The organism is Streptomyces sp. UC4497, from assembly GCF_054871485.1.
In genome coordinates, this window is record NZ_JBTYHB010000008.1 from 276,485 (window position 1) to 299,671 (window position 23,187).

Here is a 23,187-nt window from a genome sequence, read left to right on the forward strand (position 1 = left end):
ACGGATGTGGTGATGGCCACGCTGACTGAGTCTTCGGGAAAGGCCTCGGAGCAACAAACAGCGCTACGCAGAGACATGGGTCGCATCAGCCTGCTTTTCGCGGGCGTGGGATCCATCATCGGGTCCGGCTGGCTCTTCGGCGCGTTGAACGCGGCGAAGATCGCCGGGCCCGCCTCCATATTCTCGTGGGCGATAGCCGCGGTGATGATTCTCCTCATCGGCCTGTGCTTCGCCGAACTCGGAACCATGTTTCCGGTGTCCGGGGGAGTGGTGCGCTTCCCGCACCTCTCCTTCGGCTCCTTCGCCAGCTACACCATGGGCTGGATCACCTGGATCGCCGCCGCGACGGTGGCACCCATCGAGGTCGAGGGCGCCCTCCAATACGCCACGAAGTGGGCGCACTTCACCGATTTCCACAAGGCGAACGGCGCCTACACCCTGACCACGCTCGGCTATGCCGTCGCGGTCGTCGCCATGGCGTTCTTCGTGCTGCTGAACTACTACGGCATCCGCTGGTTCGCCCGCGTCAACAATGTCCTTGTCTGGTGGAAACTGCTGGCCATCGCCCTGGTGATCGTGGCGTTCTTCGTGACCGCGTTCCACGCGCACAACCTCGGGGCCGCCGAGTACGGCGGCTTCGCCCCCGGCGGCGCCAAGGGCATCTTCACGGCCATCTCGACCGCGGGCATCACCTTCTCCTTTCTGGGCTTTCGCCAAGGCGTGGAACTCGCCGGGGAGACCGACAATCCGCGGCGCAACGTTCCGTTCGCCGTCATCGGCTCCGTACTGCTCACCGGCCTGATCTACGTACTCCTCGAAATCGCCTTCCTCGGCGCGGTCCCCGAGAGCGACCTGCAGCACTCGCACGGCTGGCTGAACCTGGCCTTCGCCAACGACTTCGGCCCGCTCGCCGCCATCTCCAGCGCCATCGGCCTGGGTTGGCTGGCCTACATCCTCTACGTGGACGCGGTGATCTCACCGGCCGACACCGGCCTCATCTACACCACCGTCACGGCCCGCATCTCCTACGCCATGGCCCGCAACCGCAACGCGCCCGCAGGGCTGGCCAAGACGACGCCGAAGGGGGCGCCGTTGGTCAGCCTGGCCGTGACCTTCGTCCTCGGGCTGATCGTTTTCCTGCCCTTCCCGAGCTGGCAGGAACTGGTCGGCTTCATCACGTCGGCCACCGTCCTGTCCTTCGGCTCGGGTCCGCTCGTCCTGGCCGTGATGCGCCGTCAGATCCCGGAGCACGAAAGGCCGTACCGGATCCCCGGCGGTGACATCATCCCGTTCCTCGGCCTCTACTCGGCGAACCTGATCGTGTATTGGGCGGGCTGGAACACCAACTACAAGCTGTTCCTCACCATCTGCATCGGCTTCGTCGTCCTGGCGGTCCTCCAGCTGGCCGACAAGGGGCACGCTCCGAAGATGGACTGGAAGGCGGGTGCGAGCTGGGTGCTGCCGTGGCTGATCGGCCTCGCCGTGATCAGCTGGATCGGCGACTACGACGGCGGGCTCGGCTGGATCGGTCTCGGCTGGGGCTTCGTCGCCAACCTCGCACTCACCGCGCTCGTCTACCTGCTGGCCCTGCGCGTACAACTCCCGCGCGAGCGCGTGCTGGAGCACATCGAGGAGGCGCGCGAGGAGTCCCGTATGGAGGACGCGGAACTGGGCGCGACACACTGACCGGCCCCGGCCGACCCTCGGCCCACGCACCACAGGTGGAGGCCCGCCCGGTATCCGGGCGGGCCTCCACCTGTGGTGCGGCTCCTTAGATCCGCCCCCTCCCGGAAAATCGCCCAGATAGCGATATCAGTGGCAATCCCTAGCGTTACGGAATCATCACATCATCACGGCCATGGGGATCCAGGTACGGGGCAGGCGAAAAGTGAGAAGTCGAGGAAAGGAAGCCACCGATGCTGATCGTGGCTCTTTTGCTCCTGCCGGCCATGGCACTGCTCCTGCTCGGCATGGACCGCATAGAGGACCGAATGGGCGGCGCGGCCCGCCCCGGAACCGGACACCATCGACTGAGTCATCTGCGCCTCGTCCACGGTGACGAGCAAAGCAGCCGAGAGACGGACACCGCCAGAAAGCCCGACCGTGAGGCCGCCTGAAGTGCCCGGCACCGTCAGGCCGCGTGCCCGGGCCGCCACACCGCGACGCCGAGCACCGAATCCGCCATGCCGTAATAGAGGAACCAGGCATCGCGGAACCGCACCAACCCCTCGGTGAACACCACGTGGTTGACCTGGCCGTCCTGCTCGTCCGCCGACGTCGGCACGAGGAACGGTCGCTCGAGCCGGGCCACCGCCCTGGTCGGGTCGGCCGGGTCGATGAGGAGCTGCCCGGTGGAGTACTGGCCCTTGGTGTACCCGCCCTTGCCGTCCGAGCGGGCGTTGTAGACGAGCAGGATGTGTCCGTCGTCCGTGCGCAGCGGCGGCGGACCGGGCTCGATCAGGGACCCCTCCCAGGGGTGCACGGGCTTCGCCACCGGATCGTCGTTCCCGACGGTCTCCCAGTGGATCAGATCCTTCGACCGGGCCCAGAAGACGTTGGACTCACCGAAGTACATCCAGTACGTGCCGTCGACGGGTGTACTGAGGATGGCGCCCGACTTGTTCCAGGGCTTGTCACCATGGATCGGGTCGTGCAACTCGGGGAACAGTGGCCCGTACTTTTTCCAGTGCACCAGGTCCTTCGACGTCGCCAGGCACAGCAGCGCGCTCGTCCCGTCGTAGCCGGTGTACGTCATGTAGAAGGTGTCACCGATGTGCACCACCCGGGGATCCTCGCAGCCGCCGGGCAGTTCGTACGGTTCGCTCGGTGTGAGCACCGGCTCGGCCCTGCGGTGGAACGTGATGCCGTCATCGCTCCAGGCGAGCCCGATGCTGGACCGCTTCGCCTTGTTCTGCGCCCGGTACAGCAGCGCGATCCTGCCGCCCACCACGAGGGCGCAGGGGTTGTACAGATACGCCGACTCCCAGTCGTGCGCGGGCTCGGGCCGCAGAATCGGATTCGCGTCGCTCTTGGTGAACGGCCCCATGGGAAAGGTCGCGGGACCACGCGGGAACCGGTCGGGGGTGTCCGCCGCCGCTGCGCCGCCTGCGCCGGCGAGTGACCCGGTGAGCGCCGCGCCGACCACGGTCGCCGAGGTCTTGAGCATGCCGCGACGCCCGTGCGCCTGCCGGTCGTTGTGCTCCATGTCGGGTGAACCTCCTGGTCGTCGAGTCCTCGAAGGACGGGGCCCCGCGCACACGCACGCGGGGCCCCGTCACACCTGCCGCGTACTCAGTCCTGGACGGCCGCGAGCCGCACCGTCAGGATCTGGAACGGCCGCAGGCGCAGCCGCACCCCGTCGTCCGTGACCTCGCACGCGGGCTCGTCGGCGGCGCGCGGGCGCTCCAGCAGGTCCGTTGCCGTCGCCGAGGCGAGGCGGAAGCCGGGGGTCAAAAGCGCTGTGGCGCGGGCGCCCCGGGACTCGTACAGGCGGACCACGACGTCGCCCGAGCGGTCGTCGGCGAGCTTGACCGCCTCGACCACCACGGCGGGGTTGTCGACGGCCACCAGCGGTGCCACCTCCGCCGAGCCGGACACCGTCCGCTCGGGCAGATTGAGGTGGTAGCCCTCGCGGATCGCGTCGTCGACGTCCGCGCCGACCAGCAGGGCGTAGCGCAGCCGGTGCGTGCCCTGGTCGGTGTCGGGGTCGGGGAACCGCGGCGCGCGGGCCAGCGACAGCCGGACCGTCGTCGTGGTGCCGCCGTCCTCGCGCACGTCACGCGTGACGTCGTGCCCGTACGTCGAGTCGTTGACCAGGGCCGCGCCCCAGCCCCGCTCACCGACGTGCAGGAAGCGGTGCGCGCACACCTCGAACTTGGCGGCGTCCCAACTGGTGTTGGTGTGCGTGGGCCGCTCGACGTGCCCGAAGGGCACCTGCGCCGTGGAGTGCCCGGCCCGCACGTCCAGCGGGAACGCAACCTTGAGCAGCTTCTCCGTCTCGTGCCAGTCGAGGACCGTGTCGACGTCCAGGCGGCGGGAGCCTGGCGCGAGCGCGAGGGTCTGCTCGATACGCGAGTCACCAAAGGCACGCACGACACGGACGCCGCCTTCCACGGCGGTCACCGACTCCGCCGCCGTCAGATCCGTGACGGTGTGGCGGTAGAAGGCATCCAGATCCCAGGCGTCCCACTGGTTCGGGAAGTCCTGGTGCAGCTGGAGCAGGTTCGCCACCGCGCCCGGCGGCAGCGCCTCCCGCTCACCCTCGATGTCGTACGCCGAGGTGACCAGGCCCCGCTCGTCGATCACGATCCGGACCAGGCCGTTGTCCAGGACGAATCCGCCGCCTTGTGGCTGCGGGTCGACCGTGACCGCCTCCGGCTCGCGGCGCACCGTCGTGCCCAGGGCGGCGGCGCCCGCGCGGGCGTGCGGAGCGGCGTTGAAGACGACCCGCGAGCCGTCCTCGGAGGCAGGGCCCGCGAGAGCTTCCTGCGCCGACCCGATCAACTCACCCAGCTCGGCGGCGACCTGACGGTACGTCTCCTCCGCCTCCCGGTGCACCCACGCGATCGACGTACCCGGCAGGATGTCGTGGAACTGGTGCAGCAGCACCGTCTTCCACAACCGGTCGATCGCCTCGTACGGGTACGCCGCCCCCGTGCGCAGCGCCGCCGTCGCCGCCCACAACTCGGCCTCCCGCAGCAGGTGTTCGCTGCGCCGGTTGCCCTGCTTGGTGGCGATCTGGCTGGTGAGCGTGCCCCGGTGGAACTCCAGGTACAGCTCGCCCACCCACACCGGCGCGTCCGGGTACTCCTCCAGGGCCTTGGCGAAGAAGTCGCCCGGCTTCTCGATCTCGACGCGCGCCGAACCCTCCAGGTCCGCGAGGCGCTCGGCACGCGCGAGCATTTCGCGGGTGGGGCCGCCACCGCCGTCGCCGTAGCCGAACGGGGCGAGCGAACGGTTGGCCGCGCCCTTGTCCTGGAAGTTGCGCACACTGTGCGCGACCTCGGCGCCGGACAGGTCACTGTTGTACGTGTCGACCGGCGGGAAGTGGCTGAAGATGCGGGTGCCGTCGATGCCCTCCCACCAGAACGTGTGGTGCGGGAACTTGTTCGTGGTGTTCCACGAGATCTTCTGCGTGAGGAACCAGCGCACCCCGGCCAGCTTCATCAGCTGCGGCATCGCCGCGTTGTAGCCGAAGGTGTCCGGCAACCACATGTCCTCGGTCTCGACACCGAACTCGTCGAGATAGAACCGCTTGCCGTGGATGAACTGCCGGGCCAGCGCCTCACCCCCGGTGATGTTGGTGTCCGGCTCCACCCACAGGCTGCCCGTCGGCACGAACTGCCCCGTCTTCGCCTTCTCCTGGGCCCGCTCGTACACCTCCGGCCGGTGCTCCTTCAGCCAGGCCAGCTGCTGCGCCTGGGACATCACGAAGCGGAACTCCGGATGCTCGTCCATGAGTTGGGTGACATTGGAGACGGTGCGCGCGACCTTGCGCACCGTCTCGCGCAGCGGCCACAGCCACGCCGTGTCGATGTGGGCGTGCCCGATCGCCGAGATGCGGTGCTCACCGGCCGCGGCCCCCGAGGCGAGGGCCGGGGCGAGGATCGCGCGGGCGGCGGCCGCGGTGCCGCCGATGTCCTGGAGGTCCACGGCGTCCAGCGCGGAGGACAGCGCGCGCAGGATCTGCCAGCGGCGTGGCGACTGCTCGGGCAGCTCGCGCATCAGCTGGTCGAGGACCTCCATGTCGTGGACGAGGTCGTACACCTCCGCGTCGAAGACGGCCAGGTCGAGGCGGCGCAGCCGATAGATCGGCTCACCGTTCGAGGCACCCTCCTCGTCCAGCCACGGCGCGCGACCGCCGAGCGGCGTGATGGCGAAGGAGCGGTCCTCGGGCCCCGAGTGCATGACGAGCGGGTTGGCGGCGGCCTCGACGTAGCAGACGAACTCCTCGCCACCGACGGCCTGTTCGGCCACCGGCAGCCAGGTGTTGCGCGGGTTGAGCGCCTTCACGGCCGTGCCGTCGGGCCGGTACGCCAGGCCCTCGGCGGAGAACCCCGGCTCGGTGGTGCCGAAGCCGAGGTCGACGACGGCCTCCACACGCCGCCCCGCCCACTCCTCGGGGACGTGGCCGCTGACCTTGAACCAGTTGGTGGTCCAGGCGGGACCCCAGGGCGCGCCGACCTCGGTGGGCCGGTAGTCGGCGGCGAGCCCCTCGGCCACCGGCACCGGCTCGCCCGGCACCTGCCAGATGCCGATCTCCAGGGGGACGGAGGTGGCGTGGACGGCGGGCCGGATGCGTTCGTCGAGGACGCGTCGGAGGCGGTGCTGGACGATGTCGCGGTCGGAGTGCACAGAACACCTTTCGAAGAGCGTGGAACAGGACTGCGCAGGAGGGAAGTTGGCCCCTCCCGGGGATGCGGACTCAGCCCTTGAGGGCGCCGCCGAGGGCGAACCCGCCGCCCAGCTTGCGGGTCAGCAGCAGGTACAGCATCACCACGGGCAGCGTGTACACGAGGGAGAACGCGGCCAGCTGCCCGTACTGCGTCTGGTCATGGGCACTGAGGAACGTGAACACACTCACCGACGCCGGCAGCTTCTCCGGCGACAGCAGCAGCACGAACGGCACGAAGAAGTTGCCCCACATGCTGATGAACGTGAACACGGTGACGACGGTGACACCCGGCCACATCAGCGGCAGCACCACACGCCCCAGCGACTGCATGGCGTTCGCGCCGTCGATCCGGGCGGCCTCCTCCAGGACGATGGGCACCCCGTCCATGAAGTTCTTCATCAGCCAGATCCCGATCGGCAGCGCGGAGGCCGCCAGGAACAGCGTCGTCGCGAACATCGAGTCGATCAGCTCGACCTGCACGAACATGCTGTACACGGGGATCATCACGGCGGTGATGGGCAGCCCCGTGGTGAACAGCACGGTGTACAGGAACGGGCGGCGCAGCCGGGAGCGGTAGCGCGACAGCGGATACGCGGCCAGGATCGACGTCACCACGCACAGCAGGGTCGCCCCGCCGCACAGCAGCAGCCCGTTGAGCAGCGGCCGGAACGTCGTCTCGGTGTTCAGGATCGCGTGGAAGTTGTCCAGCGTCGGCGGCGAGGGCACGCTCAGCTCGAAGCTGGCCGTCGAGCTGAACGACGCGAACACCATCCACACCAGCGGCAGCACGAACAGCAGGCTGATCACCAGCAGGACGACATTGACGGCGATCCGTCCGGGCCGGATCCGGCGGCGTACCGTGCCCGTCGCGGGAGACGGCCGGACACCGCCGTCGGCGCGGCCGGCCTTGGCGGCGGGCCGCAGATCGGTGGTGGCCATCAGTCCTCCTCCACCTTGAGCAGCTTCAGATACACGACGGAGAACAGCGCGCCCACCACCAGCAGCACCAGCGCGATCGCCGTGCCGTAGCCGATCATGCTGTTCTGGAACGCCTGCTGGTACATGAACACCGGCAGGGTCTGGCTCTTGTTGCCGGGCCCGCCGCGCGTCATGGCGTAGATCAGCCCGAAGACGGAGAGCGTCTGCAGGGTGATCAGCATCAGGTTCGTCATGATGGTGCGGCGGATGACCGGCAGCGTCACGTGCCACAGCCGGTGCCACACGCCCGCGCCGTCCATCTCGGCGGCCTCGACCAGCTCGCGCGGCACCTCGTTGAGCGCGGCGGAGTACACCATCATCGAGAACGCGGTGCCGCGCCACACGTTGGCGAGACACACCGCGAGGATCGGCAGGGTGTACAGCCAGTTCTGCTGCGGCAGCCCCAGGAAGCCGAGGACGTCGTTGAGCGCGCCCTGCTTGTAGAAGAAGGCGTACATCAGATAGCCGGCGACCACCTCCGGCAGCACCCAGGCCGCGATCACGACACCATTAGTCAGCGTACGCAGCGGCTTGGTGGCCTTCTCCGCCATCACCGCGAGGCTGAGGCCGAGGGTGTTCTGCCCGATGACGGCGGAGCCGACGACGAACACCAGGGTCAACCACAGGGCGTTGAGGAAGTTCGGATCGTCGAGCGCCCGCGTGAAGTTGTCCAGGCCCACGAAGTTCGTCTCGGCGGCACCCGTCAACTGGGCGTCGGTGAACGCGTCGTAGACGCAGTACAGGATCGGTCCGGCCAGGAACACTGCCAGCAGGACGATCGACGGCAGCAGCGGCAGGCCGCGCAGCAGTGAGCGACTCGCGGCGGTGCGCCCACCGGGGGCGGTGGAACCGGCAGTGGCGACGGCTGATTTCATCGGGCGCCCTTGACGGTGGCGTCGGGACCGACGGCCGTGGCCACATCCTGGTCATAGGTCTTGGCGGCCTCGCCCACCGAGGCCTGACCGGTGGTCACGGACTCCATGGCCTTGGCGACGGCATTGGAGACCTGCGGGTACTTGGGCAGCGCCGGGCGGAAGTGGGTGTACTTCACGAGGTCGGTGAAGAACTTGTTGGTCGGCGTGGCGCCCAGGTACTTCGGGTCGGCGGCCACGTCGGTGCGTACGGCGGTCGTGGACTCGATGATGTTCCACTTCACCGAGTTGTCCTTGTTCTTGATCGCCTTGGTGAACTGCCAGGCCAGATCGGGGTTCTTGGCCTTCGACGGGATCGACCAGGCCCAGCCGCCCGACATGCTGACCTTGCCGGGCGCCTGGCCGTGCTGGGTCGGCATGGCGGCGGGCTTCATCGTCTTCGCCCACTCGGGCCACGGGCTCGGTCCGGTCTTCAGCCAGTTGTTGGCCATCCAGGAGCCGTCGATGTTGATGGCGAGCTTGCTCTTCGGCAGCAGCTTCGTACCCACCTCGGTGCCCGCGTTCGGGCCGAGCGCGGTGGACTTGTCCAGGCCCAGGTCTTCGTCGTACACGGTGTGCACGAACTTCAGCGCGTCCTTGAAGCCCTGCGAGCCGACGATCCACTTCTTCTTCTTGGCGTCGTACAGGGAGTCACCGGCTGCATCGGTCCCGTACAGCAGCATCTCCAGGCCCTGCATGGTGGACTGCTCACCGCCGGCCTGACCGGTGTAGAGATTCATCGGAATCACACCGGGCAGCTTCTTCTTCAGCGTGCGCGCGGTGTCGAGGAGCTCCTGCCAACTCTTCGGCTGCCAGGGCGTCTTGATGCCCGCCTTCTGCAGCAGCTTCTGGTTGTACCAGATGCCACGGGTGTCGGTGTCGTCCGGGACGGCGTACGTCTTGCCGTCGGTGGGGGAGGAGACCGCGTCCTTGGCCGCCTTCGCGAACTTGCCCCAGTCCGACCACTTGGACACGTACTCGTCGAGCGGCTTGAGATACCCGCTCGCGATGTCGGAGTTGATCAGCGCGGTGTCCTCGTAGACCAGATCGGGCGCGGTCGAGGGCGAGCGCATCATCAACTGGATCTTCGTGTAGTAGTCGTTCTCGGAGGCCGTGACCGGAACGATCTGGACCTTCTTGCCCGGGTGCGCCTTCTCGAACGACTTCTTCATCGAGGCGAGGAATTTCTGCTGCTTGTGGTCGTTCTGGTCCAGGTGCTGCCAGTAGACGACCTTGATCGAGTCGCCACCGGCGGAGGATCCGGAACCACCGCAAGCGGTTGCGGACAACGTTGTCGCGATGGTGACCGCGAGGGCGGCGAAAAGCTTCTTGCGCAAGGGGTTCCTCCAGGAAGTGGCGGCTCGGCACCCGAAGACGGGCGCTCAACTGCAGGCGGTACCAGAGGTGTTGCGATGCACCGGTCGGGTGGCGATGCGGAAGCCACCGACGATGCGGGCGTGGTGCGCGTCGTGCGTGATGCGTTGGCGATTACCTAAATCCAATGGATGGACTAAGTCAACGCCTGCTGCATAATCTCGACGCCGAAACCCGGTGCGCCGGCCACGAGTTGGCGAGAGTGCCGGAGCGGCCTGACCCGAAGGGGGGAACGCCATGGCGCGCAGCGGCACGAATCTGCCCAGGGTGGGTGGCTACAACCAGGCGGTGGTCCTGGCCGCCATCCGCACCAAAGGGCCGGTGAGCCGTGTCGAGTTGGGCCCACTGACCGGACTCACCAACCAGACGGTCTCCAACGTCGTACGCAGACTGCTCGACGCGGGCCTGATCGCGGAGTCGGGCCACGCGCCGTCGAGTGGCGGCAAACGCCGCACCCTGCTGACCGTGCGCGCCGACGGTGCCTACGCCTTAGGGGTGCACCTCGACCCGGACGCCGCCGTGATCGTCCTCGTGGACCTCGCCGGATCGATATTGCTCAGCCGCCGCTTCGCGCTCCCACGCCCCAGCGATCCCGCCGAGGTGGTCGAGCGGGTGGCGCGGGCGGCGCTGCGGCTGCCGGAGCGCGCCGCGATCGACCGCGGCCGGCTACTGGGCCTGGGGATCGCCGCGCCGGGCCCCATCGACGGGGAGGCGGGCGCGGTGGTGGACCCGCCGAACTTCGACGGCTGGGGGCGGGTGCCCCTGGTCGACATGTTCGCGCAGTCGACCGGGATGCCGGTGGCGATGGACAACGACGCGACGGCCGCGGCGATCGGTGAGCGCTGGATCGGCGGCGAGAAACGCGCGGACGGCTTCCTCTACCTGTACATGGGTGCGGGGATCGGCGCGGGCGTGATGCTGGGCAGCCATGTCCTGCGCGGCGATTCGGGCAACGCGGGCGAGATCGGCCACGCCCAGACCGAGCCGGGCGACCGCCGCTGCGACTGCGGCAGCAACGGTTGCCTGGGCCCGTACTGCAATCCCGCCGCCCTGGTCGAGGACCTGTTCACCCGCCACGGCGAGGCCGCCGCGCGCCGCATCGGCCTCAGTGGAGCTGCCGGTGCGGTGCGCGGCGACTGGAAGTTGCTGCGGCGTGCGGCGGGCGCGGGGGACGAGGCCGCGCTCGATGTGGTGCGCCTGGCGGGACGCCGGATGGGGCAGGCGGTGCGGGGGGCCGTGGCGCTGCTCGATGTGAGCCGGGTGGTGCTGGGCGGCGAGGCGCTCGTCGGAGTGGAACAGGTACTGGGCGAGGAGATCGACAGGGCCATCAACACGACGTCGGTGGCTCGCGCGCTGGGCGGAGTGAGGGTGGAGCCGAGCCTGATCGGCGAGACGGCCGGGGCGGTGGGTGCGGCGTCACTCGTCCTGCACGGGCGCTATGCGCCGGGGTGGGGCATGTTGACGGAGGTGTCTGGCTGAGGGGGCGCTGGTACGCGGGGGGAGCGGTGCTCCGGCGCGGGACGCCCCCCGCCAGCGCCACCGTCGTCGCCGCGGGCAGTGACACGGCGACACCCGCCTCCATCACGGTGACGACAGCCCGCCCGTCACCGGCCGGCGGTCGCGGCCGGTGCCGGGTGAGGGGCTCGGAAGGTGAACGCCTCGGGCCCCGGGCCGTGTTCGCGGACGAGCGCGACCCGCTCCATCGCCTCGGCGACGCTCGGACGATGCCCGGCGGGTACCCACCACAGGGCCTGATGTGCCTCGGCCATGCGCTGGAACCACTCGCGGCGGCGGCTCAGCACCCGCAGGTGATCGCTGTGGTAGGTGAACGCGCGCAGTGCCTCGACCGACTCCCACACGGAGCAGTTGATGATGATCATGTCGTCGTCGTTGTCGGGCCGGAGGTCGGTGGCGTCCTCCCCTGCGTCGTCGACCATGCGCCACACGAATCCGGGGCTGTCGTCGGCGAGCGCGTTGATCTCGGGCAGCTGTGCGACGAAGTCGGCGAGTTCGGGTCCGGTCAGCGGGGCGACGAGGCGGCCAATGTTGACCTGCGCCAGGTGGAAGTCGGTCATGGGCTCAGCATGGCCCAGCCCGCTTCTATAGTCAACGCTCGTTTGTTTTAGAAACTCACCCGGATTCGCGAGCGGAGTCCCGCTCGGAGTCCTGCTCGGAGTCCTGCTCGGATTTCCGGCGGAGCGCCACGCAACAGCCGCCCGGGCACGGATCCATCGCCGGCGACCACGCCGCGGGCGCGAGTCCCTCCAGAAGTGCGAGATTCATCCCGCAGATGAGGGCGGGGAACTCCTCGGCCAACGCGTGGAAGGGGCAGTTGCGCAGCCGCAACGTCTCCTCGTCCCAATAGGGTTGATAGCCGCGCTCGCTCAGCACGTCGACCAGATCGTCGGCGGCCACGTCGGGCTGCGCCGCCCCCGCGGCCCGAGCGGCCTCCTGCAACTCCCGGTCCAGGCCCGCGTTCTCCACGGTCGAGGCGAGCAGATGGCCGACGGAATCGTAGGACCGGGGCGGGAGGGATACGGCGTGCTCACCCTCCCCGCGCCGGTACACCTTCGCCGGCCGCCCCGCTCCTGGACCGGTGCGCCCGGACAGCCGCCGCGACGACGCGACGAGCAGCCCCGCCTCGACCAGCTTGTCCAAGTGGAACGCGGCCAACGACCGGGAGACACCGACCGCCTCCGCGGCCGCGTCACGTCCTACGTCGTCCGGTTGGGCGGCGACGTAGCGGTAGAGGCGACGGCGTGCGGGGTCGCTCAGCGCGCCCACTGCTGCGAATGCGGAATCGTCATTGGTCACGCGTCGAGTCTATGACCAACGAGGGCTCCCGATAGAGCGCGAGGTGCGTGGCTGGCGGTGCGTGGCGTGCGGTGCGTGGCGTGCGGCGCGCGGTCGGGCCCGTCGCGCCCTCAGCACACCGCGAGGCCCGGCACCGGCCGATCGTTCTTCCCGCCGGTGAGATACACATCGCTGACGAACACCCCGGAGTTGCCGCTGTCGTCATCGGTCTTCGCCCACCACACGTTCGTCCACTCCCCGTAGGTCTCCCGCTGCGGCCGCTCGACCTGGCAGTAGAAGTAGTTGGTGCCAGGGCGGATGGTGCCGACGGGGCGGTGCCGGGAGTCGTACGACGTGGCGGAGCGCCACACGCGGCAGTTGGACTTGCCGCCGCCGATGTGTGTGCAGGCGGGGGAGGGGGCGGCACTCGCGGAGACGCTCGGCATGGCGGTCGCGGGAGGCGCCGCTGACGGGGTACCGGACGGCGGGCCGGAAGGCGAACGGGACGGCGGCGCCGCCGACCTGGAGCGGTCCGCGGCGACGTTCCCCGCCGCACTTCCGCTCCCCTCGTCGCCGCCCTGGCTGGTCACGACGTAGGTGGCGCCGGCCCCGACGAGCAGCGCCGCGGCGACCGCGACGGCGACGGTGCCGCGTCGCCGAGTATCGCCACGCTGCGCGCTGACGGTCTCCGCGCCGGCCGGTCCGGGGCGTCGCGGGGGAGCGGCCACGGGGGAGGCCCCTCCGGCGAAGGCATGGGGACCGGGCCCGGGCACCTGCTGATCTGCCTGTGTCTGTGGTGTCGGGGGTGTCTGTGCCCCTGCCTCCGGCCGACGTAGCCGCATGGTGTCGGGGGACCGCGGCGGCAGCGACTCACCCGCGGCCGTGGCCCTCAGCAACTGCGTGGCCCGCACGGCGTCGGCCCGCAGCGCCGGATCCTTGTCCAACAGCTCGGCCAGCGCGGGCGCCAGCGGCCCGGCCCGCCGCGGCTCGGGCAGCGGTTCCGTCACGATCGCCGTGATCGTCGACCACGTGGAGGTCCGCCGGAACGGCGGCGCACCCTCCACGGCCGAGTACAACGAGGCACCCAGCGCCCACACATCCGCGGCGGGCCCCACGTCGCCGCCGCGAGCCTGCTCGGGCGCGAGGTAGTCCAGCGAACCCACCAGCACGCCACTGCGCGTGATCCGGGTGGCGGCGCCGTCATCCGGCTCCTGAAGCGCGGCGATCCCGAAGTCGGTGAGCACGACCCGGCCACCGTGCTCGAGCAGAATGTTGCTGGGCTTGACGTCCCGGTGCCACACCCCGGCCCGGTGCGCGGCCGCGAGCGCGTCCGCCACCTCGGCGCCGATACGAGCCGTCTCCACGGGATCGAGGGGGCCACGCCGCTGCAACAGCCCCTGGAGCGACTCGCCGTCCACCAGCTCCATCACGATCACCGGACGGCCCTCGTGCTCGACGACGTCGTGCACGGCGACCACCCCGTGATGGCGCACCCGCGCGGCCGCCCGCGCCTCGCGCTCCATCCGCAACCGCTGCTCGGCAGGATCGGGCCCGTCGGCGCCGTCGAACGACCGAAGCTCCTTGACGGCGACCTCGCGCCCCAGCCGCTCGTCGACGGCCCGCCAGACGGTCCCCATCCCGCCACTGCCGAGCCGCCCGACGACGCGATAACGCCCGGCGATCACCCGCCCGTGCCCCGCGCCGCTCGCACGCTCGTCCCCCATGGCCCGCACTCCACCCGTCTCCTGTCGGCCCGTCAGGTTCCTGCCGAACCCCGAAGCCTGGGCAATCCCACCACCACCGTAGACACCACGGACCCCGATGAATACACCGGCCCGTATCGGCCCCGCGATTCGATCAGGAGGATCAGGGAGGCGCGCCTCTACGCCGCGATGACCGCGACCCCCGTGCGTCCGCCGTCGACATCCACCACGGTTCCGTGCACGAACGCCGCCTCGTCGCTCGCCAGCCAGACCACGGCACGAGCGATGGCGTCCGGTGTGCCGACACCACCGGCCGGGGTGCCCTTCATCATGACCTCGCCCGGGTGGGGCTCGGCGCCTTCGGGGGCCGGGGGCTGGATCACGCCCGGCGAGACGGCGTTCACCCGGATTCCCCGCGGGCCGAACTCCGCGGCCCACGCCCGGGTCAGCGTCTCCATCGCACCCTTCGTGGAGCTGTAGAGCGCGCCGAGCGGAACGCCCAGGCGCGCGATCCACGACCCGAGGTTGACGACGACACCGCCTCCGGCCTCCGTCATCGCCGGGACGACGGCGGCGGTGAGGAAGAACGGCGCCTTCACGTTCACCCCGTAGACCTGGTCGAACGTGGCCTCGTCGGTGCCGGTCGTACTGGGCGCCGGGTAGACACCGGCGTTGTTCACCAGGATGTCGATGCGCCCGCCCAGGACCGCGCGGGCCCGCTCGGCCAGGTCCTGGGACACCTCCTTGCTGCCGTCGAGGTCCGCCACCAGGAAGTCGGCCCGGCCCCCGGCGGCGCGGATCGCCTGGACGACCCGAGCCCCCCGGTCCCGGTTCCGGCCGGACACGACGACGTGGGCGCCCTCGGCGGCGAATGCCTCGGCGATCGCCTGTCCGATGTTGCTCGTCGACCCCGTGACCAGTGCCGTTTTGTTCCTCAGTCGCTCGTTCATGACCTGCTCTCCCTATGTCCGTCTCTGTCTGTCCCTGTCCCCGGGGGGGGGTATCCCTGTCCCGTGGGGCGCGGCCCACTGTGCGCCGCAAAAAATGGACCGGCAAGTCCAGACGGGGGCTCGTAGAGTGGACTGAACAGTCCAGCGAAGGAGAGGCGGGAGACATGCCCGACGTGCTGACGGCCAAGGGGCGCGCCACCCGGGCCCGCATCGTCGAGGGCGCCGCCGACGTGCTGCGCGAACAGGGCGTCGCCACCACGACGCTCGACGACATCCGCGGCCGGACCGGCACGAGCAAGAGCCAGCTCTTCCACTACTTTCCCGGCGGCAAGGACGAACTGCTGCTGGCGGTGGCCCAGTTCGAGGCGGACCGGGTCCTGGAGGACCAGCAGCCGCACCTGGGGCGCCTCGACTCCTGGGAAGCGTGGCGGCGGTGGCGGGACGTGGTCGTGGAACGCTATGAACGCCAGGGCGACCACTGCCCGTTGGGCTCCTTGTTCCTTCAGGTCGGCAGGTCGGGCCCCGGGGCGCGGGCCATCGTGACGGAGCTGATGCGGCAGTGGCAGGGCCAACTCGCCGACGGTATCCGCGCTTTGCAGGCGAACGGACTGGTGGCGCGGGGCCTCGATGTGGACCGGACGGCCGCCTCGCTGCTCGCCGGGATCCAGGGCGGCGTGACCATCATGATGTCCACCGGCGACTCGACCCATCTGAAGGCCGCGCTGGACACGGGCATCGCACAGCTGCGCGCGACGCCGCCGTCCGTGCCGGGCCCTGACGCGGACCGCGGCCGAGGACGGCGCTGACGCCGGGGCGTCTCAGGTCTCACCGGGACACCAGGACGCCGGCCCACCCGTCCTATGCGTCGTCGTCCGGTCGGCCGTCCTCCGTCTGAGCGGCCTGCCTCTTGGCGAGTTCCGCCTCGTAGCGGCGTACGCGCTCGGCCAGCGGCAGCGGCGCCTCGTCGAGGCCTGTGGTCGAACCACTGGCCATCCGGGCACACACGCCCCGGCACGCGAGCGTCGGCCCCTCATCGCCGCGCGAGACGACGAAGGCGTCCGCGGTCGGCGTGGTCCGGTAGTCCGTGCCGCAGATGACACAGGTCAGACCGAAGCGTGCCTCTTCGGTCGGTGTCGAGCGACCACTGCGTCGGCTGGAAATAGAGGATTGCGAATACATCGGTCTTCCGTCCTCGGGAGCCGGCGGGCTCCCCGGCTTGCCGTTCTCCGAGAGCGACACCGAAAGGGATGACGGCATGCGAGAACACCCGGTACTGGCACCGTACTCCGCCGCGTGCCGGGCCCGTGGGCGGAGCCGGATCGGGGCCGAGAGTCAGCGGGCATCGAGGCGGAGCGCTGCCTTTGGAACGCTTTTCGTTCCGTTCATCGGAATACGTCAACCCGGTTACGGAAGTCTCGTACTATTTCGGTGACCAAGGCCGGGGGGTTGCGTGAAGGCCTGACGGTGATGAGGGGGGCCGGATGGGCGCTGAGCGGGAGTCGTTCGGGGCGGTGCTGCGGGAATTGAGGCTGGCCGCGTCGCTGACCATGGAGGGCCTGGCGGAGGCCTCGGGCGTCAGCGTCCGCGGCATCGGTGACCTGGAGCGGGGACGGCGGGCCGCGCCACAACGACGTACCGTGGCCGCGCTCGCCGACGGCCTCGGGCTGAGCGATGCGGACCGGGAGCGGCTCCTGGAGGTCGCCCGCGGCGGTCGCGGCACCGGATACAGCCCCACGGGCGTACGGTCGTTCCCCCGCGGCATCGACGACTTCGTCGGACGCGAACATGAACTCGCCCAGCTCACCAAACTCGCGGAGCGCGCCGCCTCCCGGAGCCTGGCCGAGGTGACCAGCGGACCATGGAGCGCGCGGTCCCACCCGGTGGCGGTCGCGGTGTCCGGCCCACCCGGGACGGGCAAGACGACGCTCGCCCTCCACGCCGCACGGGACCTCGCGGACCGGTTCCCGGACGGGCAACTGGTGGTGGACCTGCGCGGCATGGACGAAGCGCCGCCGGACCCCGCCGCGTTGATGCTCGGCGTCCTCAAGGCGCTCCAGGTCGCCGACCGGGACCTCGCGAAGGCCGGACCGCAGGGACACGCCGGACTGTACCGTCGCCTGCTGGCCGACCAGCGGATCCTGGTGGTCCTCGACAACGCCCGGGACGAGGCACAGGTGCGCCCGCTGCTGCCGGGCGCCGGAGCGGGCATGGTCGTGGTGACGAGCCGGCGCATGCTCACGGGTCTGGAGAGCGTGCACCGCATCCCGCTGGGCGAATTGAGTCCCGACGAGGCGGCCGCGTTCCTGACCACGCTCGTCGGACCGGAGCGGGCGCAAGCCGATCCGGCCGCCCTCGCCGACGTCGCCCGATGCTGCGGGCACCTCCCCTTGGCGCTGCGCGTGGCGGGCAACTGGCTCGCCACCCGCACCGGTTGGTCGCTGCGCCGCCTCGCCGACCGGCTCGCGCTCGACGAGCGACGCCTGGACGCGCTGTCCGCGGGGGACGTACGCGTGGCCGCCGCCTTCGACCTGTCCTACCGTCAGCTCACCCCGACGGCCGCCCGCCTCTTCCGCCGCCTCTCGCTCATCCCCGGCCCGGACACCGGCGCCCCACCCGCGGCCCGGCTGACCGGACAGCACCTGTACGACGCCGAGGACACCCTCGAGGAACTGGTGGAGGCAGGGCTGCTCGGCACCGACCGGGACCGCTACCGCCTGCACGACCTGCTGTGCCTGTTCGCCCGCGACCGCCTCGAGGCCGAGGAGGCCGCCGACGACATCCACCGGGCGCGTACGGAGCTGTACCGCTGGCTGCTGGAGACCACCGTGGTCGCCGGCCGCTGGTTCGAACCGGACCACGGCGCCCCGCCCGCCGACTGGGACGGCACCGTGGACCTGTCCTCCGCCGACAGCGCCCTCGCGTGGCTGAAGGCCGAGAGCGCCAACTGGCTGGCCGCCTTCCGCGCTGCCGCGGCGACCGGCCGACACGCCACCGTGGTGGAGGTGGCCGAGGCGCTGCACTGGTTCTCCGACCAGTGGATCTTCTGGGGGCACTGGCCCGAGGTCTTCGCCACGGCCGCCCGGTCGGCGCGGGAGCTGGGCGATCCGCTCCTGGAAGCGACCCAGACGAACTACCACGCCTGGGCTCTCATCGTGTGCGAAGGCCGCCCGCGCGAGGGCGTCGACCGTGCCACCGAGGCCCTCGCCGCCGCGCGCCGCGCGGGCGTCGCCTCGCAGCAGGCCTGGGCCCACAGCTACCGGGCCTGGGGCCTGCGCAAACTCGGCGAACAGGAGGCGGGGCTCGAGGACATCCGCCGGGCCGCGGACCTCTTCCACGAGGCGGGCGATCTGCACGGCAGCCTCCAGGCGAAGCAGGGACACGCCGTAGGACTGATGGAGCACGGACGGACCGAAGAGGCCCTTGCCGCCTTCCAAGGAGTCGAAGCCCACCTGAAGGAAGTCGGCGACCGCATCGAACCGCACATCGCCGCCATCACCCGCATCGAGCTGCACTCGAACACCGGGCAGGCCTACGCGCAGCTCCAAAAGTGGGACGAGGCCGTCGCGCACCTGCGGATTTCCGTCGACCTCTACGAAGCGAACGGCAACACCGCGATGGTCAGCCGCCGTCTCCACACGCTGGCCACCGTCCTGCTCGACGCCGGACGCACCTCCGAGGCGCACGAGGCCTTCCACCGCGTAGCCGCCCTGGGACCGGGCGCCGACCCTCGCACCGTCGCGGACGCCCGCGACCGCGTGGCCCGCCTCCTCTGAACGAAAGGCTACGCCGACCGGGCGCCGACTCTGTTCCGCGAGCGCACTGGTTCCGTTCTCTCCGCGCACGACTCCCGCGTACAACTCCCGGGCGCACGGAACCGGCAGGAGTTTCTGCCTGCTTTCTGCCTGGAGATCGGTACAGCCCACTGATTGTCTGGACATGGCGGAGAGAACCGGGCGACGACGTTGCCGCCCGGACATCCGCGCAGGACCAGGTACCGGCCGACGCCGCTTCGCGGCAGTGGCACCCACCCCGGATCCATGTGCGCCCGGATCCGAGGTCTCCGCCGTGGTGCGTGAGGGAGAGGAGAGCCGGATGAATCCGGTGCCGACGATTGCCGTGGTCCCCGAGGACGATCAACTCGCCCGCTGGCGCGAGACGATGGCCAGGACACGCGTGCCCATGACGGTCACCACCAAGGGAGAAGGACCGTTCGCCGGTCGGATCGCCACCGGACGGGTGGGGTACCTGCGGGTCGCCACCGTGGAGGCGGACGCGTACCGCGCCACCCGGACCGCGTCGCACATCGCGCGCTCCACCGAACAGTTCGTGGGAATCGGTGTTCAGGTCTCGGGCCGCACGACCGTCGTCCAGGACGGCCGCCGGGCCGACGCGGAACCCGGCGACCTCTACGTGTACGACACCGCTCACCCGTACGTACTGGACCACCCGAAGCCGTTCTCCGTCCGCGCGGTCCACATCCCCCGCCGCGTGCTCGGCCTGTCCGACGCGGAACTGCGCCGTGCCACCGGCACCGTGGTCGGCACCGGCCAGGGTTACGGAGCCGTCCTGCGGCCCTTCCTCACGACGCTGGTCGACTCCGCCGACTCGTACTCGCCGACGGCCGCGGGCAGGCTGGCCGCCAGCGTCGTCGACCTCTTCGCCACCCTCGTGGCCGAGACGGCCGCGGACACGGCCGACGAGGAGGAGACCTCGCGCAGCCACCTGGTGGCGCGTATCCGCGCCCACATCGACCGGCACCTGAGCGACCCCGGTCTGGCGCCTGAGGGCATCGCCAAGGCGCACCACATCTCCGTGCGCTACCTGCACCGACTGTTCGAGGACGAGGGCATCACGGTCGGCCGCCTCGTCCTGCGGCGCCGCCTTGAGGAGTGCGCCCGCGAACTGGGCCGGGGCGGACGGTCCGCGCCCACGGTGTCGTCCGTCGCCCAGCGCTGGGGCTTCGTCAACCCGGCCCACTTCAGCCGCGTGTTCCGCGCCGCCTACGGGATCTCACCCCGCGAATGGCGCAGCGTACGGGCGGCATGGAACACGGAAGGAAGCCCAACCGAAGGGAGCCCGTCCCTCACCGCCGTGCCGCTCAGTGCGCGCCGCGTACGGACCGGGCGGCGCGCAGGATGAGGTCGGTGACGGGTGCCGGATCGCTCACGGAGACCGCGTGCGGTGCCTTGACCTCCACCGTGTGGGCGTCCGCGCGACGCGCCATCCAGCGTTCGGCGGCGGGCGGGATGTTGCGGTCCTCGCCGGCCACCAGGTACCAGCTGGGAATGTTCTTCCAGGCGGCGACGGCGGCCGGTTCCTGGAGCGCGGCCAGCGCGATGGGGCGCTGCCCGGCCGCCATCACCTGAGCGGTCCTGACGGGCACCCCGGCCGCGAACTGCCCGCGGAACAGCTCCTTCTTGATGACGAGTTCCTCGCCCTCGCCGCCCCCGGGAAGCGGATAGCGCTGACTGCTGGTCGCCTCGCCCAGGGTGCTGCCGGGGAACTTGCCGGTGAGGCCGAGCGCGCTCTCGCCGACATCGGGCACGAACGCGGCGATGTAGACCAGCGCCTCGACCCCCGCGGCACCGTCCGCGGCGGCGCTGATGACCGCCCCGCCGTAGGAGTGCCCCACCAGGACGATCGGCCCGGTGAGGCTGTCCAGAACACTGCGGATGTAGGCCGCGTCGCTCGCGAGCCCGCGCAGCGGCAGGGCCGGCGCGAGGACCGGATGCCCCTTGCGCAGCAGGCGCTCGACGACGCCGCTCCAACTGGAGGCGTCGGCGAACGCGCCGTGGACGAGGACGACGGTGGGGCGCTTCGACGGCCGATGGGTGCCCGCCGAGGCCGGTGTGGCGGCGAGCGTCGTGCCTGCGGCGCCCAGGGTGGCGGCGCCGGCTAGGAGCGAGGCGGTCACGGTGCGACGCGGGATCGGTGCGTTCATGGATTCAGTTCCTCGAAACGGTGAAGTGCGGCGGGCATGGCGGGGGAGCGGGGTCAGTTCGAGGTGGCCCGGACGGCTTCCTCGATGAGGTCGACGACCGCCTTGGGGTGGGCGAGCATGACCAGGTGCGAGGAGTCGACCTCGACGGTGGTCATCCCGGCCCGCTCGTAGCCGAAGCGCTCCACATCCGGGTTGATGGTGTGGTCCGAGGAGGAGACGAGTCCCCACGACGGCTTGGTCTTCCAGGCGGCGGCCGGCGCCGCCTCGGTGAACGCCTGGGCGGCCAGGGGGCGTTGGGAGACGGCGAGCACGGTCGCGAGCTCCGGGTCGACGTCGGCGGCGAAGATGGCCGGGAACTTGTCGGCCCGCACGGACACATCGGTCCCGGGCGTCGTCGAACCCTCGACCGGGAACGGCGTCTGGACCAGCGCGGCCGCGAGGTCGGAGTCCGGGAAGCGGCCCTGCAGCTCACCGAGGCTCTCCCCCTTCTCCAGGGCGTACCCGGCGAGATAGACGAGTGCCCGTACGTTGTCCTCCACACCGGCGACGGTGATCACGGCGCCACCGTAGGAGTGCCCCACCAGGACGACGGGGCCGGGAATCTGGCGCACGAGCGAGGCGATGTATGCGGAGTCGCCGATCAGGCTGCGGTTGGGGACGGCGGGGGCCACGACGTCGAGCCCGCGGTCGATCAGAGCGGGAATGACGCGGGCGTAGCTGGAGGCGTCGGCGAAGGCGCCATGGACCAGGACGACGGTCGGCTTTTCGGTGGAGGACATGAGTAACTCCTTTGATGTGACGGTCTGTTGTGAAGAAAGACACGGAGGGGGAGGCGGGCGCACGCGCGGGGGCCCGGCCGCGCGGCGTGACCGCGCGGCCGGTGGGACGGACGCGGGACGCCTGACGCATCGGCGCCGGTGAGGGCGCCGGCGAGGGCTTCGCGTCAGCGCGTGCCGAGCGTGCCGCGGAGCGTGGTGACCGCCAGCCCGATGGCGGCTTCGGCGGCATGGGTCTCGCGCAGGGCGTTGAGCATCACGAAGTCGTGGATGACACCCTGGAATCGGACCGCGGTGACCGGCACACCGGCCTGGCGCAGCTTGTTCGCGTACGCCTCGCCCTCGTCGCGCAGCACGTCGGCCTCGCCGGTGACGACCAGCGCCGGCGGCAGCCCGGTCAGCTGCTCGGTGGTGGCCCGCAGCGGGGACGCGGTGATCTGCGCGCGCTCCGCCTCGTCGGTCGTGTACTGGTCCCAGAACCACCGCATGCCGTCGCGGCGCAGGAAGTAGCCCTCGGCGAACTGGCGGTACGAGCCGGTGTCGAAGCTCGCGTCGGTGACCGGGTAGAACAGCACCTGGCCCAGCAGCGGCACATCGCCGCGCTCCTTGGCCATCAGTGTCAGCGCGGCACTCATGTTGCCGCCGACCGAGTCACCGGCCACCGCGAGGCGCGCTCCGTCCAGGCCGTACGCGGAACCCTCGTCGACGACCCACCGGGCCACCGCGTAGTTCTGCTCGATGGCCACCGGGTAACGCGCCTCGGGCGACAGGTCGTACTCGGGGAACACGACCGCCGCGCCGACACCGACCGAGAGCTCGCGCACCAGCCGGTCATGGGTGTGCGCGTTGCCGAACACCCAGCCCGCACCGTGGATGTAGAGGATCACCGGCAGTGCCCCGGAGGCACCGACGGGCCGCACGATCCGCGCCCGCACACTCCCCGTCGGACCACCGGAGACGGTGACCCACTCCTCGTCGACCTCCGGCAGCTCCACCGGCCCGGACTGCACCTCGTCGACCGCCTTGCGCCCCTCCTCGGGCGCCAGCTCGAACAGGAACGGCGGACGTGACGTCGCCTCCGCGAACGCGGCCGCCGCCGGTTCCAACACCGGCACGACCGGCTCCACAGCATCCGACATAAAAGTCTCCTCACACCACTCGCCCCACACCGGACCGCCCGGCGCGGCGCCCCCGACCGGAAACGACATCCGCCCGAAGTGACGCCGTAAAGGTAAAAGCGCCGGATCGTTCGGAATTGACCGCGAGTGCATGGCGTATGCCCTGACAGCGCACGGTGCGGGTTTGTACGTGTCTGTGTCTGGTGGTGTCTGTCTGCTGGTGCCCGTGTCGTGTGGTGGGGTGGTGCC

Annotated in this window: 19 protein-coding genes; 6 read left to right on the forward strand and 13 right to left on the reverse strand. The window is 70.5% G+C overall.

All coding sequences use genetic code 11. The features are described 5' to 3' along the window. The first annotated feature begins 75 nt into the window (after nt 1–75). Both ACYSUO_RS14440 and ACYSUO_RS14445 read left to right on the forward strand, forming a co-directional pair. A complete protein-coding gene (locus tag ACYSUO_RS14440) occupies nt 76–1,686 on the forward strand; it encodes an APC family permease (RefSeq protein ID WP_461776490.1) in 1,611 nt (536 codons plus the stop codon). Nucleotides 1,687–1,916: 230 nt separating this feature from the next. Continuing rightward, complete coding sequence (locus ACYSUO_RS14445) at nt 1,917–2,117, forward strand: hypothetical protein (protein WP_461776492.1); 201 nt, start codon at nt 1,917–1,919, stop codon at nt 2,115–2,117. A 14-nt stretch (nt 2,118–2,131) separates the two neighbouring features. On the opposite strand, the gene ACYSUO_RS14450 is transcribed toward ACYSUO_RS14445, so the two are convergent. The 5 genes from ACYSUO_RS14450 to ACYSUO_RS14470 form a co-directional block, all read right to left on the reverse strand. Continuing rightward, entirely contained in the window at nt 2,132–3,205 is a 1,074-nt protein-coding gene (locus tag ACYSUO_RS14450) for a glycoside hydrolase family 130 protein (RefSeq protein WP_461776494.1), read from the reverse strand. An 86-nt stretch (nt 3,206–3,291) separates the two neighbouring features. Beyond that, nucleotides 3,292–6,354 carry an alpha-mannosidase gene (locus ACYSUO_RS14455; protein ID WP_461776496.1) on the reverse strand — a complete coding sequence of 1,021 codons (3,063 nt, stop codon included), beginning with the start codon at nt 6,352–6,354 and terminating at the stop codon, nt 3,292–3,294. A 70-nt stretch (nt 6,355–6,424) separates the two neighbouring features. After that, entirely contained in the window at nt 6,425–7,333 is a 909-nt protein-coding gene (locus ACYSUO_RS14460) for a carbohydrate ABC transporter permease (RefSeq protein ID WP_461776498.1), read from the reverse strand. Further along, complete coding sequence (locus tag ACYSUO_RS14465) at nt 7,333–8,247, reverse strand: carbohydrate ABC transporter permease (protein WP_461776499.1); 915 nt, start codon at nt 8,245–8,247, stop codon at nt 7,333–7,335. The genes ACYSUO_RS14460 and ACYSUO_RS14465 overlap by 1 nt, the downstream gene beginning before the upstream one ends. Then, nucleotides 8,244–9,620, reverse strand: coding sequence for an extracellular solute-binding protein (locus tag ACYSUO_RS14470; RefSeq protein ID WP_461776501.1), 1,377 nt, complete (start codon nt 9,618–9,620; stop codon nt 8,244–8,246). The genes ACYSUO_RS14465 and ACYSUO_RS14470 overlap by 4 nt, the downstream gene beginning before the upstream one ends. Nucleotides 9,621–9,894: 274 nt before the next feature. Here ACYSUO_RS14470 and ACYSUO_RS14475 point away from each other — a divergent pair, with 274 nt between their 5' ends. Further along, complete coding sequence (locus tag ACYSUO_RS14475) at nt 9,895–11,136, forward strand: ROK family transcriptional regulator (protein ID WP_461776502.1); 1,242 nt, start codon at nt 9,895–9,897, stop codon at nt 11,134–11,136. Between the two features lie 125 nt (nt 11,137–11,261). Here the strand turns inward: ACYSUO_RS14475 and ACYSUO_RS14480 are convergent, their stop codons facing one another. The 4 genes from ACYSUO_RS14480 to ACYSUO_RS14495 form a co-directional block, all read right to left on the reverse strand. Next, complete coding sequence (locus tag ACYSUO_RS14480; RefSeq protein WP_461776503.1) at nt 11,262–11,732, reverse strand: DUF3291 domain-containing protein; 471 nt, start codon at nt 11,730–11,732, stop codon at nt 11,262–11,264. Between the two features lie 55 nt (nt 11,733–11,787). Next, nucleotides 11,788–12,471, reverse strand: a complete 684-nt coding sequence (locus ACYSUO_RS14485) for a helix-turn-helix transcriptional regulator (protein ID WP_461776504.1) — start codon at nt 12,469–12,471, stop codon at nt 11,788–11,790. 110 nt (nt 12,472–12,581) lie between these two features. After that, on the reverse strand, nt 12,582–14,174 hold the full coding sequence (locus tag ACYSUO_RS14490; RefSeq protein WP_461776505.1) for a serine/threonine-protein kinase: 1,593 nt from the start codon (nt 14,172–14,174) through the stop codon (nt 12,582–12,584). Nucleotides 14,175–14,332: 158 nt separating this feature from the next. Beyond that, a complete protein-coding gene (locus ACYSUO_RS14495; protein WP_461776506.1) occupies nt 14,333–15,103 on the reverse strand; it encodes an SDR family NAD(P)-dependent oxidoreductase in 771 nt (256 codons plus the stop codon). A gap of 164 nt (nt 15,104–15,267) precedes the next feature. Between ACYSUO_RS14495 and ACYSUO_RS14500 the strand changes: the two genes are divergently transcribed. Next, entirely contained in the window at nt 15,268–15,909 is a 642-nt protein-coding gene (locus ACYSUO_RS14500) for a TetR/AcrR family transcriptional regulator (RefSeq protein WP_461776507.1), read from the forward strand. Between the two features lie 52 nt (nt 15,910–15,961). On the opposite strand, the gene ACYSUO_RS14505 is transcribed toward ACYSUO_RS14500, so the two are convergent. After that, on the reverse strand, nt 15,962–16,282 hold the full coding sequence (locus ACYSUO_RS14505) for a hypothetical protein (protein WP_461776508.1): 321 nt from the start codon (nt 16,280–16,282) through the stop codon (nt 15,962–15,964). 302 nt (nt 16,283–16,584) lie between these two features. Here ACYSUO_RS14505 and ACYSUO_RS14510 point away from each other — a divergent pair, with 302 nt between their 5' ends. Both ACYSUO_RS14510 and ACYSUO_RS14515 read left to right on the forward strand, forming a co-directional pair. Beyond that, complete coding sequence (locus ACYSUO_RS14510) at nt 16,585–18,876, forward strand: ATP-binding protein (RefSeq protein WP_461776509.1); 2,292 nt, start codon at nt 16,585–16,587, stop codon at nt 18,874–18,876. 319 nt (nt 18,877–19,195) lie between these two features. After that, nucleotides 19,196–20,242: an AraC-like ligand-binding domain-containing protein gene (locus ACYSUO_RS14515; protein ID WP_461776510.1), complete on the forward strand. Its 1,047-nt coding sequence runs from the start codon at nt 19,196–19,198 to the stop codon at nt 20,240–20,242. Here ACYSUO_RS14515 and ACYSUO_RS14520 read toward each other — a convergent pair. The 3 genes from ACYSUO_RS14520 to ACYSUO_RS14530 all read right to left on the reverse strand — a co-directional run bounded on the left by ACYSUO_RS14520 (nt 20,202) and on the right by ACYSUO_RS14530 (nt 22,959). Then, nucleotides 20,202–21,044, reverse strand: a complete 843-nt coding sequence (locus ACYSUO_RS14520; protein WP_461776511.1) for an alpha/beta fold hydrolase — start codon at nt 21,042–21,044, stop codon at nt 20,202–20,204. The two genes, ACYSUO_RS14515 and ACYSUO_RS14520, sit on opposite strands and share 41 nt — an antisense overlap. 53 nt (nt 21,045–21,097) lie before the next feature. After that, nucleotides 21,098–21,823, reverse strand: coding sequence for an alpha/beta fold hydrolase (locus tag ACYSUO_RS14525; RefSeq protein ID WP_461776512.1), 726 nt, complete (start codon nt 21,821–21,823; stop codon nt 21,098–21,100). 164 nt (nt 21,824–21,987) lie between these two features. Further along, entirely contained in the window at nt 21,988–22,959 is a 972-nt protein-coding gene (locus ACYSUO_RS14530; RefSeq protein WP_461776513.1) for an alpha/beta hydrolase, read from the reverse strand. Nucleotides 22,960–23,187 lie beyond the last annotated feature (228 nt).